This window comes from Candidatus Methylobacter oryzae (assembly GCF_003994235.2).
In the GTDB taxonomy this organism is placed as follows: Bacteria; Pseudomonadota; Gammaproteobacteria; order Methylococcales; family Methylomonadaceae; genus Methylobacter_A; species Methylobacter_A oryzae.
Window position 1 is genome coordinate 1 of record NZ_RYFG02000013.1, and the last position, 19711, is coordinate 19711.

Annotated in this window: 7 protein-coding genes and 1 pseudogene; 5 read left to right on the forward strand and 3 right to left on the reverse strand. The window is 52.2% G+C overall.

The window, feature by feature from the left end; translation table 11 throughout:
• From EKO24_RS23025 to EKO24_RS02880, 3 genes and pseudogenes are all read left to right on the forward strand, one after another.
• Window positions 1-458, forward strand: a pseudogene (locus EKO24_RS23025) (IS110 family transposase); the annotation flags it as partial.
• A gap of 767 nt (window positions 459-1225) precedes the next feature.
• Entirely contained in the window at window positions 1226-3343 is a 2118-nt protein-coding gene (locus tag EKO24_RS02875; protein WP_161990555.1) for an RCC1 domain-containing protein, read from the forward strand.
• Window positions 3344-3729: 386 nt separating this feature from the next.
• Window positions 3730-7176, forward strand: coding sequence for an SbcC/MukB-like Walker B domain-containing protein (locus EKO24_RS02880; RefSeq protein WP_127030664.1), 3447 nt, complete (start codon window positions 3730-3732; stop codon window positions 7174-7176).
• 20 nt (window positions 7177-7196) lie between these two features.
• On the opposite strand, the gene EKO24_RS02885 is transcribed toward EKO24_RS02880, so the two are convergent.
• The gene (locus EKO24_RS02885) at window positions 7197-11531 is read right to left on the reverse strand and encodes a beta strand repeat-containing protein (protein WP_161990556.1); all 4335 of its coding nucleotides are present in this window, start codon (window positions 11529-11531) and stop codon (window positions 7197-7199) included.
• Window positions 11532-11678: 147 nt separating this feature from the next.
• A complete protein-coding gene (locus EKO24_RS02890; protein ID WP_161990557.1) occupies window positions 11679-13826 on the reverse strand; it encodes a two-partner secretion domain-containing protein in 2148 nt (715 codons plus the stop codon).
• A gap of 397 nt (window positions 13827-14223) precedes the next feature.
• Here EKO24_RS02890 and EKO24_RS02895 point away from each other — a divergent pair, with 397 nt between their 5' ends.
• Both EKO24_RS02895 and EKO24_RS02900 read left to right on the forward strand, forming a co-directional pair.
• The gene (locus tag EKO24_RS02895) at window positions 14224-15909 is read left to right on the forward strand and encodes a carboxypeptidase regulatory-like domain-containing protein (protein ID WP_161990558.1); all 1686 of its coding nucleotides are present in this window, start codon (window positions 14224-14226) and stop codon (window positions 15907-15909) included.
• Between the two features lie 41 nt (window positions 15910-15950).
• The gene (locus EKO24_RS02900) at window positions 15951-17570 is read left to right on the forward strand and encodes a carboxypeptidase regulatory-like domain-containing protein (protein WP_127030705.1); all 1620 of its coding nucleotides are present in this window, start codon (window positions 15951-15953) and stop codon (window positions 17568-17570) included.
• 82 nt (window positions 17571-17652) lie between these two features.
• Here the strand turns inward: EKO24_RS02900 and EKO24_RS02905 are convergent.
• Window positions 17653-19711 (reverse strand): CHAT domain-containing protein (locus tag EKO24_RS02905; RefSeq protein ID WP_143733150.1); only part of this gene is annotated, 2059 nt, incomplete at its 5' end.

A 19711-nucleotide genomic window follows, 5' to 3' on the forward strand; every position in this document is an offset into this window, starting at 1 on the left:
GCGAAGCCATTGCCCAAGACTTGCAACGCGAACGCAACCGCCAGGAAAAGGCCGAGGCCACCGAGACGCCGTTTTCAATCCAAGAATCCCTGCTCGACTCTATTGTGTTTCTGGAAAAACAACTCGCCAAACTCCAGCAAGATATTGACGACCACATCGACAAGCATCCGACGTTAAAAGCGGATCGAGAACTCTTGCTCAGCATTCCCGCCGTGGGGCCGCAAGTCGGCAATCATCTGTTGGCGGTGATGCATAACCATCGCTTCCAATNCTACATGGCGGCTGTCGTCGGCACTCGACATAATCCCCATGTCAAAGCGCTGTACCAACGGCTGCAACAGCGCGGCAAAACCAAAATGTCCGCCTTTGGCGCTGCCATGCGTAAACTGGTGCACTTGTGCTTTGGCGTCTTGAAAACTCGCCAACCTTATCAACCTAATTATGTGCCTCAGCGTTGACTTTTAAGACGGTATCTACCAATACCGACCTTCAGAGAGCCCCCGCCGCGACCGGCATCCCCTACGGCCCGGTCACCAACCAAACCCTCAGGATTACCATGACCCCGCCGACGAACGTTCTTACTCTGAACGCTAGCGTATTTGTGGCGGCGGTACTCCCGTCATCGATGGGCGACACTTACCTTAGGTCCAGCTCCGGCGGCTGGACTCCTTACACCACCTGCGATACAGCATCTGTCGCGCAAAGAGGATCACTCGGTACGGCAATTCAATTTGATGTGGTACCCATTCCGACAGACCTATCTTCATTGAAGGGTACTATGATCTATGTAGGCTATGGAATCGGAAGCACAGATACCGAAGCCTGCATCGACATGCTGAACAACTCGACTTACACGCAGGCCTACACCATCAATTAGAAAACAATTATTGCTCCACGCGAAGCGGAAGCAGGCGTTTGCTTCCGCTTCGCGTGGGCGGACTCATTAAATATTTTTTAATGCGCTCGCGCCAAACAGCCACTCAGTTGAATTGCTAAATAATTAGGCATGTTGTATTCTAAAAAACATCCATCGGCACCGCGTTATCAACTTACACATCAACCCCATGTTACAAATCGATCTTAGCCACGGATACACTGTCAATACCAACAAGCTATGCGTTACTTCGATAATCACCCATATTTTCACTGCTCATCCGGTAAAACCATGAACAGTGAAATCTCATAAGAATGTCAGCCTAAATCCAGCGGAATGGAGCCACTTACCATGAACAATATCAAAACACTGATCGCGCTGCTCACGTGTTTCGTTTCAATTGCATCAGCCGCATCGCAAAGCGATGCGATTATAGCCGACGCCGATACCCGCTATACCGCGATTGCGGCAGGGAATTGGCACACCGTTGCTCTGAAGGCTGACGGTAGTCTCTGGGCCTGGGGAAGCAATTCTTCCGGTCAGCTTGGCGACGGCACTACAACCCAAAGTCTCGCGCCCAAACGGATCGGCACTGGCTACACCGACATTTCCGCGGGAAAATATTACACTGTTGCCCTGAAGTCCGACGGCAGCCTCTGGGCCTGGGGAAGCAACTATTCCGGCCAGAGTCTCGTACCACAGCAGATCGGCACAGGCTATGCCGCGATTTCCGCAGGGACGTACCATACCGTTGCTCTCAAGTCCGACGGTAGTCTGTGGACTTGGGGTTTGAACGCATCCGGCCAGCTTGGCGACGGCACCACTACCAATAGTCGATTTCCCAAGCAGGTCGGCACCGGCTATGCCGCGATTTCCGCCGGGACATACCATACCCTTGCCCTGAAGCCTGACGGCAGCCTGTGGGTCTGGGGAAGCAATCGCTCCGGCCAACTTGGCGACGGCACCACCGCTGACAGCCTTGTGCCGAAGCAGGTCGGCATAGGCTATGCCGCCATTTCCGCAGGAGAAACTAGTAGCGTTGCCCTCAAATCCGCCGGCAGTCTCTGGGCATGGGGCACCAACGCTTATAGCCAGCTTGGCGGAGGCGCTACTAGCAGCCTCGAACCCAAGCAAATCGGCACGGCTACCTATACCGCAATTGCGGCCGGGCCCGGTCACACCGTTGCCCTCAAGTCTAACGGTAGTCTGTGGGCCTGGGGTTGGAACGCGTCCGGTCAACTTGGTTACGCTACGACTACCGACAGCCTCGCGCCCAAACAAATCGGCACTGATTTTTACACCGAGATTGCAGCCGGCATGTATCACACCGTTGCCCTCAAATCCGACGGCAGCCTCTGGACTTGGGGAGGCAACTATTATGGCCAGCTTGGCGATGGCACCATCACTGATAGCCTGGTTCCCAAGCAAATAACCGTCCCCAGCGACGCGCCGGACACTCCAGCGCCCGGCGTACCTGCCGGACTGATTGCAATACCGACAACCGATACGACCTCGGTACAACTGTTCTGGACGCCTTCGACGGATAACGTGAGCGTCTATAAGATATACCGCGATGGCGTACTTATCTCTAGCACCAGCCGCAACTACGTCTGGCTCAGCTCTTCCTCGCCGGCATCCGGCTATGCAGTGTCCGCTTGCGATGCCTCCGGCAACTGCTCGGCACAGAGCGCAACGACATCCGTTACGCCGAGTATACAAGCACCATCCGCACCGACAGGATTAACCGCAACGCCGATCAGCTCCACCCAAATCAACCTTATCTGGGCATCTCCGTTTAGCAATATTGGCGTCGCGCAATATAGAATTTACCGTTATTTTTACGATTCATCCTGCGTATCGCCGCCGAACGCCGGGCCAACATGCGAGCCGCTACAAATCAACGCCAGCCCGGTGGCGATACTCTCCGTTAATCGGCCGCAAACAAGTTACAAGATTACGGGTCTATTGCCATCGACTCACTATGACTACGGCATCATCGCCTGCGGCACGATTGACAATTGTTCCGCGGAAGCCTGGGCCAGTGCGACGACTCGAGCTGCGCCAATACCGACCTTGAAAGTACCGCCCACAGCAACCGCCGCATCCTACGGCCCGCTTAGCAACCAGACCCTCAGAGTCACGATGGACACGCCGGCGAATGTTCTCACGCTGAAGGCCAGTATCTTCATGGCGGCGGTACTTCCGCCATCGAGGGGCGGCGGCACTTACCTCAGAACCGGCAACGGCGCCTGGATTCCTTACAACACTTGCAGCGACGCGCCTGCCGTCCAAAAAACATCAAGGCTTAGCGCGACGCAACAACTTGATGCCGTGTCCACGCCAACGGACTTGTCTTCATTGAAGAGCACAACGATTTATGTAGGCTACGGACTCGGAGGCACAGATGCCGAAGCCTGCGTCGACATGCTGAACAACTCGACTTATACGCAGGCCTACACTATTGATTGACCCAAACTTTGCAAAAACCGAAAGTCGATACATTGCTTTCTGTTTTTCGTGGACGAACTGATTTTTTTAAATTTCATCAAAAAGTTCAGGCGGCCTCTTTTTTGTGCCGGCAATGTATCGACTCAGCCTCATCAAAATTAATGAGTGTAGGTAGTTGATTGAAAAGGCTTCTGCAACAGGGATGTTGCAGAGAGCTACAGGGATGTATTTATGCGTCCTTTGCAATCAATTACCTACGCCCTATTTCAAAGGGATAAGTAGCTATCCGGGCAATTATATTTCTCGCCTAATTAGGCCACGTCGCATAGGTTGGGAAAAATTCGCCGGACAGCGTTATAATGCTGCAATTGACCCCCAGCCGTTGCCAAGCAAAGCTATCTAAACCAATGAAAATACTTAACATTCATTTCAAAAACATCAACTCATTGGAAGGCGAAAGCCGGATTGATTTTGAACAATCGCCTTTTTCGGATACCGGCGTTTTTGCAATTACCGGCCCCAACGGTTCGGGGAAATCCAGCATTCTGGATGCGATCACACTGGGCTTGTACGGCGAAACTTTTCGTTTCGACCGCCCTGCTGGCCATGTGATGACCAAGCATACGGCCGAGTGTTTCTCGGAAATCGAGTTTGCGCTCGACAAAGTAAAATACCGCTCCAGCTGGCATGCCCGGCGGCAGGATACGAATCCGGAAAGCGAATTAACGCCGCCCGAAATGAAATTGACCCGTTTAAGCGACGGTGAAGTGCTGGCGGCCTCGGCCCAGCAAGTCTGCGCACGAATTACCGAAATCACCGGCATGAATTTCCGTAACTTCACCCGCTCGATACTATTGGCGCAAGGCGATTTTGCCGCGTTCCTGAACGCGCTGGACAACGAGCGCATGGACATTCTGGAAAAAATCGTCAGCACCGATATTTATGCGGACTATAAAAATGAAATCAATCAAAAAGCCGCTGACGCGCAACAACGGCTGGACTATTTAAAACAGGACTTGTCGGTTACACCGGTCATGGAGCCGGAAAAGTTGGAAGCCTGCGAACATGACTTGATCGATTTTATCGACCAATCGGCCGAATTGCGGGACCGGCAAAACACGCTGAAACAACAGCAAGAGGCGTTACAGAATGTGTTGAGCCTGCAAAACAACATTGCCGGCCAGGAAAAAGCACTACAGCAAACCAAAGCACTGGCGGCAAGCGAGCAACAAAAACTCGATCAACTAACAAAAGCTCAGGACGCCCTGCTGCTCAAAGACGATCTGGAAGCGATCAACGAAAAAAGTCACGAGATTCATCAAGGCAAAGCCGCTGTCAAGGACTTCCACGCTGAACTTGAACAGATACAACGCCATATCGGAGCTGATAAAGCGGCTCCGGCCGGGCTGACTGATAAGTCAGTGACCGAACAAGGGCAAATCCTGTCCGAAATCAAAGCCCAGGTAGGCCAACTGACATCTCAACACCAATCGGAATCGGACTTATCGCAATTCTTAGATGCGCAGATCGAGGGTAAAACCGCCAATCTTGCTTCGGTGTCAAAATGGCTGGAAGAACATGCGGCCGACGAATCTTTATTGACCGGTTTTCCTGAAACAGGCCCGTTAAAAAATCTCCGCGCGGAACTGGCCGAGCTGAAAGAAAAACAAAAAACATTCACCAAGTGGTCTAAAAATACCGAATCGTCGCTGAAAAACAACCAGTCAGCGATTGCGCAGGAAAATAAAAGAATTGCCGAATTACAGCGCAAACTGCCGCTGGCAAAAAAAGCGCTGGAGCAACTGGCGCAAGGCAGGAGTTTGGCTGAACTTGAGGAATTCCGACAAGAACAGCAAGAGCGGGTTAAGGACTTCCGGACGCTCTATAACCTGGCGCTCACGTATAAAAAATTAAGCGGCGGCGGTTTTAATCTTTTCGGCATTTTTGCCCGGAAAGACCGGCAGGATCGCGATATTGAACAAATGGAGACAGAACTTGCCGCGTTAAAACAGGAAATCGGCCGGGAAGACAATATAAAACTGACACTGGAAACGGCTGTTTTCCGTGAAACGATGCTCAGGAAAATGGCTGCGGACCGGCGGCATCTTGTCGATGGCGAACCGTGTTTTTTATGCGGTTCGGTAAAACATCCTTATGTCCGGCACCCACCCCGAGAGGCCAATTCCCAACAGGCTTTGACGGACCAAAGAGCAAAGATAAAAACCTTATCGACAACTGCCGGCAAGCTCGAACAACAGCTAAAAATTGCCCGTAAACAAGCAGACAAGAACCAGGCTAATCAAACCGAGCAAGTCAAAATCAGCTCGCAATGGCAAACCTTGTGCAACCGGCTTAATACCGCAAGCGAAGATTTAAAAATCAATAAATTGCGCTTATTGCGCCACCGGTTAAAAATCGAAATAAGCGCGCTAAAAACGATTAGCGATCTGCTCGCTAAATATCGAAAAAGGCAGCTTGGTATCGAGCAATTGGAAGCCTTAATTGCCAAGGGTGAAGACACTGTTAAACGCCTGCAGCAAAACGCCAAGCAACTGGATGCCGAACGGCAGGCGCGTCCTGAAGAAGAAATCGATTACGATGCCGCACTGGCTGCCTGCCAGCAGCAAGAACTACAACTGGCCGACAAAGTGCTTGCGCAACTCACTGCGCTGGGCGAGAAAATGCCTGCTAAAGGCAAAGAAGATGCATTGCTGGACCGGCTGAATGCGCGCCGCCAGGATTACCAAAGCTATTTATTCCGTCAAAAAAACCTGACCGAAGAACTGGAATCATTGAAAGAGAAAGCCGGCCATTGCCGCATAGAAATAGCTTCATGCAATGAAAAGCTTGAACGTTACAATCAACAATTACGCAACGAGGAAATCGTCGCCCTGCATTTATCATTAGTCGAAAAGCAAAAGCTCATTGCCGACAAGGAACAGCTTATTGCCCGGCAAGAAACTGAACTCGACACGTTGAAGCAAGCCTTGCAACATAAAATGCAGGGAACGCAATTCACCAGCCAGCACGAACTGGCTGAAACACTGGAACTGCTGCAACACCAGCCCCAACTGGAGCGGCATTTGGCCGAACTGGAACAGGAAATTGATGCTAAAACCATAGCGCTGGAAAAAAGCCGGCTTGAATTGGACGCTGAAAATACACGGGTTGTAACTGAATTCAGCGCGGAACAGCTTGAAAGCCAACTGAAAACTGTGACCGAACAACTGACAATAGCCAATCTGGAAGTACAACGCCTGGAACAGTTATTGAAAGATCAGCAGCAACTTAAACAAAAAGCCGAAGCGATCCTGATTCAATTACAGGACCAAGAAGAAGTTGTCCGCATATGCAAGGCCGAAGCCGCTCAAATAGCCGAGGAAAGCGGCATGACCTTCCGTCGCCGGGTTCAACAACGGATAGCCGAACAGCTGTTATCGCAAACCAATGCTGTGCTGGAGAAAGTCAGCGGCCGTTATTATTTGCGGCAAATGCCCAGCGATCAGGGCTTGGCATTGGAAATCGAAGACACTTATCAAAACAATGTGCGCCGATTGCCTAAGACTTTGTCCGGCGGCGAAAGTTTTGTCGTGAGCTTGGCGCTGGCGCTGGGACTTTCCGAATTGGCCAATAACGGCAAATCCGTGGATTCGCTGTTTCTTGATGAAGGCTTTGGCAATCTGGATGCCGAATCGCTCTACACTGTCATTAGCACGCTGGAAGGCCTGCATACCCATCATGGCAAAACCGTCGGCGTTATTTCCCATGTCGAAGGCGTCCAAAAACGCTTCAAAGCCCAGCTACAGGTAGTCAAAAAACCTAACGGCATGGGCATGTTGAAGCAGGCGTCATAGCGCTTGACAGCTCTGCGAACTTAGAACGGCACTTGGTCGCCGCTCTTCGGTTTCACGCCGCCTGCGCCTTTGCGGGTCAGCGAACTGCCGGTACCCACCCCGCAATAATCCTGGGCGATAATATTGGTCTCGAATTGCGGTCCTCCCAAATTGGCGATGATGCCGCTCAGGTTCAACTGCGGCGCCGTCACATTCACCTCGCCGTTGACGCCCGCTTGCGATGCCGCCTGAATCACATTGAGCCCGGCCTCGAACGGCTGCCAATCCACGGCAGGGCCGCCTTTAATCAGCGTATTGCCGCTCGGAATCAACGATTTCAAGTTCAAGTTGATATTGCCGCCGGAACCTCCGACCGCATTGGCTTGTATAACGCCGTTATTCATGGCCAGTATATCGGCCTTGGTCGAAATATCGCCGCCGTTGCTGTCCGCTCCGCTGACCGTCGTACTAAAACCGGAGTTTTCCAGATAGATTGCTTCGCCGCCGTTGATCGTGATTGCGCCGCCGTTGCCGGTATTAGCCATAGTGCTGATAAACGACGGATCCATCGTCAGCCAATGAGAAAAATTCAGCACGATATTTCCGGCCGCGACATTGCCGGTAGAAGTGCTGGAAATATCGCTATTTTTCATAACGATATCCGGTGCGGTAATCGTTATCGATCCGGGGATAATCGCGGCCGAATTATCGGGACTGGCTGCATTTTCTATACTGATCTTGGCGCCATCGAGTAGGCGAACGATAGAGGACGCATTCACAAGCACGTTCCCGGTTTGTCCTCCCGATGTGTCTGCGGCTTCCGCGGAAATACCTGTCGCCCATGACGAAAAGCCTTGGCTATCGATGTTCAACGTAGCGGCCTCAACGAAAACTTGCCCTGCCCTTCCCTCAGAGGAAGTAGAACTTGAAATGGCGCCGCCCTTGAGAATATCCAGTGTCCCAGCCCGTACCGTCAAATCTCCGCCGTTACCGCTGTGTAGTTCGGTCGAATAAACCGCGGTAAAAATGCCGGTCTGAAATTGAGTATTATCTTGGCCGTCAATTCGAAGCTTGTCGGCAACGACTTTCACAATACCGGCATCGCCGACGGACCAGGTATTGGAAGAAATCGAACCTATATTCAGAATATCCAGACTCTTGGCTGACACGACCACACCACCTGCGTTCCCGCTACTGCCTTGCTCAGCGTCCGAAACAACCCCGGTCTGAATGTTTCCGCCTTGCCCATCAATCCTGAACGTATCGGCTTCTATCGAAATTGCGCCGGCGTCACCGGTGGCCGAGGTATCGGATGAAATCGTTCCGCCGTTCACAATGTCAAGATTTCTAGCCTTAATGACCACGGCGCCGGCATTGCCGCTGCTGCCTTTAACCGCATCCGAGCCGATACCGGTAATTTGTTTGATTTCGCCTTGACCGTCAATCCGCAGCGTATCCGCAACCACTTGTACGGTACCGGCATGTCCGGAAGAAAAGGTAGAACTTGAAATGATTCCTCCATTGACGATATCCAAATCTCCAGCCTGCACCGACAAATCCCCGGCATCGCCGCTATGCGGCTCGGCCGAGTACACTCCGGTAAAAATACCGGTCGCGGCTTGAGTGTTGCCTTGGCCGTCAATCCGAAGCTTGTCGGCAACGACTTTCACGATGCCGGCATCGCCAGTGGACCAGGTATCGGACGAAATCGAACCAATACTAAGAATCTCCAGATTCTTGGCTGATACGATCACGCCGCCGGCATTACCGGTACTGCCTTTAATCGCATCCGAACCGATACCGGTCTGTCCGCTTCCGCCTTGACCGTCGATCCGGAGCGTATCCGCGTCAACCACAACTGCGCCGGCATCGCCGCTGGACCAAGTATTGGACGAAATCGTTCCGCTATTCACAATGTCAAGATTTTGAGCGTTAATGATCACACCGCCGGCATTACCGCTGCTTCCTTCCTTTGCATCCGAGGCAATACCGGTCTGTCCGCTTCCGCCTTGACCGTCGATCCGGAGCGTATCCGCGTCAACCACAATTGCGCCGGCATCGCCGCTGGACCAAGTATTGGACAAAATCGCTCCTCCATTCGCAATGCCAAGATTTTTGGCGCTCAATATCACTCCGCCGGCATCGCCCTTAGAAAAAGTAGAACTGGCAATACTGCCGCTGTTCATAATATCCAGCGCTCCGGCTTGAATGATTACATTGCCGGCTTGACCGTTGCTGCCACTCTCCGCCTGCGACAAAATACCGGTCGCCCATGGCAAAAAACCTTGACTGTCAATCGTTAAAGCATCCGCCGTAACGATAACGTTGCCGGCATCACCTTCAGCAAAAGTGGAACTGGCGATATCCCCACCGTTCATGATATTCAGTGTTCCGGCTTGAATGGCTACATTGCCGGCTTGGCCGCTGCTGCCGCGCTCCGCCTGCGACAAAATACCGGTCGCCCATGGCGAGAAGCCTTGACTATCGATTTTTAAACTATCCGCCTTAACGATAACGCTACCGGCATTGCCTTTAGCAAAAGTGGAGCTTGAAATCAGTCCGCCCTTGAAAATATCCAGGTTCTTGGCAGATACGCTGACAACTCCGGCATCACCGGTACTGCCTGCCTTCGCATCCGATGAAATACCGGACTCATCCTTTCCTCCTTGACCATCGATCAGCAGCGTATCCGCAACCACTTGCACGGTACCGGCATTACCGGAAGATAAAGTATTCGACGAAATTGTTCCGCTGTTAACGATATTCACTGCCCCAACCTGAATATTCAGGTCGCCGGCATTTCCCCTGCTGCCCGCTTCCGCCTTTGAGACAATGCCTGTCGCCCATGGCGAGAAGCCTTGGCTATCGATATTCAATATATCGGCCGTAACAACTACACGTCCGGCATTACCCTGGGAAAAAGTGGAACTTGAAATCAGTCCGCCTTTTAGAATATCCAGCGTTCCGGCTTTAACACTCAGATCCCCGGCATTGCCGCTCTGCTGTTCGTCCGAATACACCCCGGTAAAAATACCGGTCGCAGCTTCAGTATTGCCTTGGCCGTCAATCCGGAGTTTGTCCGCGATAACCTCTACGATACCCGCATCGCCGGTGGACCAGGTATTGGACGAAATCGAGCCGATGCTGAGAATATCCAGGTTCTTCGCGGACACGCTGACAGCCCCGGCATTACCGGTACTGCCTCTAACCGCATCCGAGGCGATACCGGTCTGTTTGCTTCCGCCTTGTCCATCGATCCGGAGCGTATCCGCAACGACCTCCACGGTACCGGCATTACCGGAAGACAAGGTATCGGACGAAATTGTTCCTCCGTTCAGGACTTCAAGATTCTTGACCGAGACGGCCACATTGCCGGCATTGCCGCTACTGCCTTCAATCGCATCCGAAGCAATGCCGGTCTGGCTGCTTCCGCCTTGACGATCAATCCGAAGCGTGTCCGCGGCAATCTGAACTTTTCCGGCATCACCGCCGGAAAAACTATTGGAAGAAATGCTTCCTCCATTAAAAATATCGACATTTTGACTAGCAACAAATACGCTGCCGGCCTTGCCAGCCCCCCAATAAGCATCGAACGCGACCAAGCTTTTATCCACACTCAACGTATGACTGCGAATATCGATTCCTTTCACCGGCGTAGCGTCCGCATCGCCTTCATTGTCCACGTATATCGCAGCGTTATTGACGAGTGAAATATTGCCTCCCCATAGCGAAATACGCCCGCCGCCGTCACCGGATGCGCCGACACTGCTGCTATTGACCGCAATTTGTCCGGCGTTGCCGGCCGACGGTTGAGCTGCCGGTAACGGCAATACGCCATCAAGCGATTGCTGCAACCCGGCTACGCCGGAGCCTTGCAAAGCCGCCAAGCGTATTTCCCCTGCCGAAGCATTCACGTTCGCGTAATTTTTAATATCGATTTCGCCCGCCACCATATCCAGCGTTTTCCCAGCGTTTACCGCCAATTGCGCGCCGTCGACAGCGATCAAGCCGTTGTTGACTGAGGAGGTATCGAGAAAACCGAACGCTGCCGGCGCTTCGCTGCTGAGCGTGCTAGCCGGCTGCGTGCCCGCGTAAAAGACAGCGCTGTTCGGAAAATCGATTTTGTCGGCCGTGCTGACATGGAATGCGCCCGGCACATCGATCTGCGCATTGGCTCCGAAAGTAATGCCGTTCGGATTGATAAAGTAGAACGCGGCATTGGCGATGCTGGATTTCAGGGTGCCATCGATGTCGCTGGGATTGCTGCCCGTCACCCGGGAGATCACATTTTGCAGCGCATTGCTGCCGGTGAAATCGACGGTTTGCCCCGGCGCGATGTTGAATTCGGAGAAGCTATGAANACCGGTTCGGCCCACGCCGTAGGCTGAAAAACGAGGGTTCCTATCAGCGCATAACCTTGCCAAAAAAGTAGCGCTCGCGTTCTGAAGCTCATATTAACCCCTGTCGATTTAAGTGCATCTTTCAAAAAAGCTCTACGTAATATAGAGTCAATTTTATCCTTTTCAGAACGATAGCTGCTCGCCGCTTTTCGGTTTCAGGCCGCCTGCGCCTGTACGAGTCAGTGAGCTGCCGATACCCAATCCGCAATAATCCTGCCCGATAATACCGGTATCGAATTGCGGACCGCCCAGATTGGCGATGACGCCGCTCAGGTTCAATTGCGGCGCCGTTACATTCACCTCGCCGTTGACGCCCGCCTGCGATGCCGCCTGAATCACATTGAGCCCGGCTATGAACGGTCTCCATGCCAGCGCCGAACCGCGTAACAGCAAGCTATTGCCGCTAGGAATCAGCGTATTCAAACTTAGGTTGATATTACCGCCTGAACCGCCGACTGCATTGGCTTGTATCATGCCGGTGTTCATAACCAGCGTATCGGCCATGGTGGTAATATCGCCGCCGTTGCTGTCCGCTCCGCTGACCGTGGTTCTAAAACCTGAATTTTCCAGATAAATCGCTTCGCCGCCGTTGATCGTGATGGCGCCGCCGTTGCCGGCATGCGCCGTCGTGGTAATAAATGAAGAATCCATCGTCAACGAATCGGAAAAATTCAATAGGATATTTCCGGCTGCGACATTAGCGGTGGAATTAGTGGTTATCTGACTATCTTTCATATCGATAGTTGGCGAGGCGACGATAATACTGCCCGGATTGATCAACGCGGCGTTAGTCGCGGACAAATCCGCTTCATTTTCGATAGTAATATTTCCATCGCCGGCAAGATGCAGCCACGTGCTTGCAGTGACGCCGACATTGCCGGTTTTGCCGCTTGATGAGGTCCCCCAGGAAGCTGACGACACGGAACTGCCCCCAAAAACGTCGACTGTTCCGGCAGTGACCGTCACACTACCGGCGCTGCCTTCAGCAAAAGTGGAACTCGAAACCACTCCCCCATTAACAGCCAGAATTCCGGCATTAACGATCACGTTACCTGCTTGGCCGCTACTGTTCTTTTCAGCCCTGGAAACAACGCCAGTATTCACCGGCGAATCGACCTGGTCATTAATGTCCAACTTATCGGCCGTAACCGTAATAATACCGGCATTGCCTTTAGCAAAAGTGGAACTCGACACCAACCCGCCGTTAAAAATTTCAAACGTACCCGCGCTGATAATAATATTGCCTGCTTGGCCGGTGCTGCGCGGTTCCGCTCTGGAGACTATGCCGGTTACCTTCGCCCCCCCTTGATTATCGATTTTCAGCATGTCGGCCATGACTGCAACGTTACCGGCGTTGCCTTGAGCAAAAGTGGAACTTCCGACAGCGCTATTATTAAAGATGTCAAACATTCCGGTCTTAACAATCACATTGCCGGCGTTCCCGCTTCCCAAAGCTGCAAACATTAGAAAACTGTTATCCATACTCAACGAGTACGAATGAATCTCCAGGTTTTTCGACGATACCGCATCCCTGGCGCCGGTGTTGACGTCTTGTATTGAGCTATCATCTTTGAGTGAAATATTTCCACCCCACAACGCAATACGGCCGCCGCCGTTACCGCTGGTTTCGATAACACTGGCGCTTACGGCGATAGGACCGCCGCTGCCGGCCGACGGTTCGGCAACCGGCAAAGGCAACACGCCATCACCGGTTTGCTCTAAACCCACCGCCCCGGCTCCTTGCATGGCTACCAGGCGCACTTGCCCGGACGTGGCAATGGCCGGCTTGCTATTTCCATCGCTAGCCGGCCCGCTATTTTCCACCCTGATCTCGCCCGCTACCATATCCAATGTTTGGCCTTGTTTTGCAATTAAATGAGCACCGTTAACAGCAATCAAGCCATTGTTGACTGCGGAGGTATCGAGAAACCCGAAGGCTGCCGGCGCTTCGCTGCTGAGCGTGCTGGCTTGGTTGCTGGCCGCGTAAAATGCACCGCTACTGTTCGGAAAGTCGATTTTGTCGGCCGTGCTGACATGGAAAGCGCCCGGCACATCCACCTGCGCATTGGCTCCGAAAGTGATGCCGTTCGGATTGATAAAGTAGAACGCGGCATTGGCGATGCTGGATTTCAGGGTGCCTTCGATGTCGCTGGGATTGCTGCCTGTCACCCGGGAGATCACATTTTGCAGCGCATTGCTGCCGGTGAAATCGACGGTTTGCCCCGGCGCGATGTTGAATTCGGAGAAGCTATGAANGCCAGTTCGGCCCACGCCGTAGGCTGGAAAACGAGGGTTCCTATCAGCGCACAACCTTGCCAAAGTGGCGCTCGCTTTCTGTAGCTCATATTACCCCCCATCGTTTTAAGTGCATCTTTCAAAAAACATTGCGAAAACAGGATTATACCCAAGGGCATAAGTTTCGTTTGAGCGGACAAGCCGCTCAACTCAGCTTTATACCCAAGGGCATAAGTTTCGTTTGGGCAGGCAAGCTGCCCAACTCAGCTTTAATTCTACGCCGTTCTTGCTCAAAATCACATTCACTTTAAACCGCATAAGCCGACTTAAACTGATGAAGAACAAACACTTGCCGCCTTTCAAAATCAGGTGTTTTTTTTTGCACGGATGGAAGTACAATGAAATAAATAACAAAAACATCAAAGGAATTGCAATGCGCTCAATTATCATGCTTTTTTTTACCCTGCCGGTGCTGTTCTTCCCCGCGTTCACCTCGGCGACGGAAAGCACTTACGCCGGTAATTACTCTGGCACGTTCTCGGGCGGGGAAAGCGGTAGCTGGGTTTTAACGATTTCATCGACCGGCGCTATAAGCGGATCCGGGGTTAACTCTCGTGGACTGTCAGGTTCAATGTCCGGCCAAAGCTCTGCGGACGGTTCGATAACAATGGGTATTGTCTCCTCCGGAGCAAGCTTTACCGGGAGCATTAATGCGGCAACAGGTGCGATATCGGGAACGTGGACTGATAGTTCCTCCGGCAAGAGCGGCACATGGTCCGGTACAAGAGTCTCCGCGCCAACCAATAGCGGAGGATTTACAGCCTGTTCTAATGAGATCAGCTGCACAGAAATGAACCTTAGCTTCACTTGCCCCTCTTCAACGAGCGCTGTAACGTCTTGCCCGACATCAAATCTGTTAGGAATCTGCACTGCTAGCGCTGATTCCTCAAGCTATAACTGGAAAGTTTTTGCGTATTTACCCAGCGGCATGGATTCCGCCCAAGGGAGCGCTTTAGCCGATTCGTGGGCCAGCTCCTGTTCAAGCGAGGGTAACTTGTGGTCTGCCGGTAATGTCACTGTTGACGGATCGAACCCCAAAGTCACGCAACCTTCGGCGCTTATCGCGTCCGGCAGTTTCGTCGAACCTAACGATACTCCGGCTGAAGCGACCCCTATGTTGGTTAACGACGAGCCCCTGTACCAATTCCTTTCCAGCGTTAACGATGAAGACTGGTTTGAAGTTTACGCAAAAGCGGGTCAACGCTACACGGCCTCCATACCGGCGGCTTCAATCGGCAAAATGATCAATCCGCAACTGCAACTGTATGACGCTGCCGGTAATCTCATTATGAGCGAAACCGGCAACGCCACTTCCGGCCAGGACAGGCAAATCACCTGGACAGCAACCGTAACCGGCCTGTTTCGTATCCGGGTAAGCGATCAGGCCTTACCCGCAAAAAAAAGCTCAGCGGTTGAACTGAAAGGAGAAGCTGCCGACTACAGCTACCAAATCCGCGTCTTTTTAACCGATGCGCCGCAGCAAGTCTTAACCAAAGGCCGTGTGCTGGATAATTGCGGCCAAGGTATTAATGAAGCCAACGTATCCGCCCGGCTCGGCGGCGTGTTAGCCGATTCAACCCTGACCGATAAAATCGGCGAGTTCGGCTTATTGCTGAATCCCGGCACTTACGACCTGAAAATCCTGGCAACGAATTTCCAGGAGGCTTCTCAATCGGTGGTAGTGACTCAAACGGCAACACCGCTGGCAGACATTAAACTATCGCCGACAATAACCACTGGCTGCGTGAGTAATCCGGCAACTCTGGCTCAACAAGCTCCAGCGGTTTATGAAGATCAACTGGGGATCCTGATTATTAAAGACATCCTGATCGGTGATAAGGCTTATTATGTGGAGCTTAAAAACATCGGTAACTTCCGCTTTCAACTCGCCCAATTCTTCTCTATTCCCGGCATCATTCATGCCGATCCTCCCGAGTATGTTCCCAGCACTTTAGTGGCAAAACTGCCTAAAGTCTTTGCGCTGAATAAAACCTGGAAGGTTCAATTAAGACATAACGGTAGCGGAATTTTGGCTCTTGAAAGTGCCGAATCGTATTAAGAACGGTCAGGACAATAAAATAATCATTACACGGAATACTAATGGCCTCAGATAATAAGATCCGCAATTTTTGGATTATCGCCACGCTTGCAATCGGTGTTTTTTTTAGCCATCCTAATTCGGCCTGGGCTGACGGATCTTATATGTGTACTCCGCCGCAATTTATGGAAAATGGTGTTTGCGTAACGCCATGCGTATCGCCCCAGGTCATGGAGAACGGTGTTTGCGTAACGCCTTGCGTATCTCCCCAGGTCATGGAGAACGGTGTTTGCGTGACGCCATGCGTATCGCCCCAAGTCATGGAGAACGGTGTTTGCGTGACGCCATGCGTATCGCCACAAGTCATGGAGAACGGTGTTTGCGTAACGCCAACGCCTACTTGCACTGCCCCGCAAGTGCTGCAAGGCGATGTCTGCGTAACGCCAACACCAATTTGTACGCCCCCTAAAGTACTGCAAGACGGCGTGTGTGTAATACCAAAACCTACCTGCACCGCCCCGCAAGTACTGCAAAATAACGTTTGTGTAACGCCGACACCTACCTGTACTTCTCCTCAAGTACTGCAAAATAATGTCTGTGTGACACCAACACCTGTCTGCACCGCACCGCAAGTGCTGCTGGATAATGTTTGTATAACGCCTTCCGAATTTCAAGTCATGCAGCCTTCTACGCTTATCGCATCCGGCAGTTTTATCGAACCTAACGACACCCCGGCTGAAGCAACGCCTATGTTGATTAACGACGAGCCTTTGTACCAATTCCTTTCCAGCGCTGCCGATGAGGACTGGTTTGAAGTTTATGTAAAAGCCGGTCAACGTTACACTGTCGATATCCCGGCGGCTTCGATCGGCAAAATGATAAATCCTGTACTAAGACTGTATGACGCTAGCGGCAACTTACTGGCAAGCCAACTCGGTCAAGATAAACAAATTACCTGGACAGCAACCACGAGCGGCCTGCTTCGAATCCGGGTAACAAACCAGTCATTGTCCACTCCAAAAAGCGCAGCAGTTGAGCTGAAAGGCGAAGCGGTTGATTACAGCTACCAAATCCGTACTTTTTTAACCGATGCGCCGCAGCAAATATTAACCAAAGGCCGTGTGCTGGATAATTGCGGCCAAGGTATTAATGAAGCCAACGTATCCGCATGGCTCGGCGGCGTCCAGAACAGTTCGACCTTGACCAATAAAATCGGCGAGTTCGGCTTATTGCTGAATCCCGGCAATTACGACCTGAAAATCGTGGCGGCAAACTTTCAGGATGCCTCCAAATCCGCGGTAGTAGGTCAAGAGTCGACAGTCCTGGCTGAAATTAAATTATCGCCTAAAACAACGACTACCGGCTGCGCGAGTAATCCTGAAGCTCAGGCCCAACAGGCTCCAGCGGTCTATGACGATCAGCAGGGAGGATTAATTATTAAAGACATCGTCATTGACGATAAGGTTTACTATGTGGAGCTTAAAAACATCGGTGATTACCGTTTTCAACTCGCCCAGTTTTTCCCGATTCCCGGCGTCATTCATAGCGATCCTCCCGAATATGTTCCCAGCACGTTAACGGCAAAACTGCCTAAAGTCTTTGCGCTCGACCAAATCTGGAAAATCCAATTAAGACATAATGGAACCGGCGTGCTAACCCTTGAAAGTGCGGAAACTTATTAAGATCCGCTAAAAAAATCAACGTGAAGAAGAGAAGGAAGCGCATCGACTAGAAGTACGCTTCCTGGCTCAACGTGATGCTATCTCATAACCAGTTACCGGCCAGAATAAACGGCGACCAGTAAAAAGGATTCTCCAGCTTTTGCTGCTTCAGCAAAACGATTTGCGCCTGCCGGAGCGCCTGTACTTTACTGATTCCCGGCTTTGATAACGCTTTGTAAAACTCGGCCATCAGTTGGGAGGCCGCTTCGTCGGATACCGGCCATAAAGTTCCCAAGGCGCTACGAACCTTGGCTTTAAGCGCAATACCGCTTAAACCCAATGGCGCACGATCATCGCCTTCGGCGGTTTGGCAAGCGCTCAGAGTCAGTAATTCGACCGGCTGTTTAGCGAATTTATCGGACTTAAGCAGCATCTCCAATTCGTCGATATTGATGACACCGTCGTAAGCCATCAAGAAGCTAGTGTCGGCGGTTTTGCCGAACACGCCGTGAGAAGCGACATGCACGACGGAATAAGGTTCCCGGACGGCTTGCTGCTTAAACGCGTCGACAGTGAAGCCGCCATTCATCAGCAAGGTGTTCGGAATCAGGTGCTGCAAATTATCAATCTCTTCGGCGACGCCAGGCAAACTCAGCTGTTCTTTAAGCTTTTGATGAAAAACGGGATCTCTCATCAAACTTTCCACATCCCGTTCCACGTCGAGTTTCCGGGTCTGCTCGGCATTATCGCCCGATTCGTCCTGGCTTACCGGTAACGCACGGCTGCGGGGCATATCATCCATATCGGCACCGCGGGCACTGCCGCCTCGCGCCATCGCTTGCACGAAAATACGCGGCAAATGTTCAACGACCGAACCGGGCTCGCTCATACCCGCCAATAAAACCTTGATGCCTCGTTGTTGCAACGGAGAAGGTTCAAACAAGGTAAGGCCGGGAGAAATAGCCACGGCGTAATTTTCGATCAAATAATGCTCGCCGTCATGCAAGGCTGCGGGCGGAATCAAGCGCAGCACGCCATCGGGCACCATGACCAAGGTTTGTACCCGATGCTGATGCAACCACGGCTCGACAGGCGCAATAAGCCAACGATAAAGCTGCTGGGAAATCGGTTTAGCATCCTCTTTACCTTTACGCAGGCTGCGCGCCAGATGCTGAGCCAGGCTTTGCAGCGTCGCGGCCTGTACCGTCTGCGTATACTGGCGTATCTCGTTGCCGCTGCTAACCAATAATTCCAGCCGGTCAGGCAACAGGATCGGATAAATAATAGCGGTTGTCGGCTCTATCGCTTCCAAAAGCGCGTTTTTGCTGCTGTGTACCGAGCAGCGTCCGCCCAAAAAATCTTCCAATTCGGATTGTTTGATTAACTCCACTGTTTCGCGCGCACGGCGCAGTAACGGTATTTTGCTCTCGCCGTTCTGGTGGCTGGCCTGCGCCAAAAGCAGATCGGCCAGCCCGAGATAAACCGGTTCCAAAACTTCGCGGAACGAAGAGCGGCCGTTATGGTATTCAACGGGAATGTCCTGGCGGATCGCCTCGATATGCTCAACAGCATTCTGGTAGGCCGCTATTGCTTCCGGTATTTGCTGCTGACTGCGATATAGCCGGCCTTGACGCCATTCCATCTCAAGCAGCAAATCGTGTGCTTCGATGCTCTGCGCTGATTGTATGGCCTGCCGATTTAGACGCAAGGCCTCCTCATAACGTTTCTGGTCTTCATACAATTGGGCGAGGCCGTCCAAACTTTCCGCCAAAAGACGAGGCTGCTTCTCGGCAACGGTTTGGCGGGCTTGCTCGAAACTTTCGTAGGCGAGCTTCAATCCGGCAGCGTTTAAGCGCTTGGCTTGCGCTCCCAGATTCAGAAGATAGCGGGCGCGTACCACCGGATCAACGATACCGCCGGACATGTCTCGTATCCGCAGAAGTTCGGCAAGCCGTTGCTCGGTGGGCAGTAATGCCGCTTGGCCCAGACGGATGCCGACGATTAACTCCTGGTCACTGCCGGCAAGTTTTAATGCGTCGCCATACAGGCTGCGGGCTTCTTCAACGCGGCCCCGGTTATTCTGCAGCTCAGCCAAGGTAGCCATCCAGCGGACCCGGTCTTTGACGTCGTTGTTTCCCGAAGCTATCGCTTGGCGTAGCAGT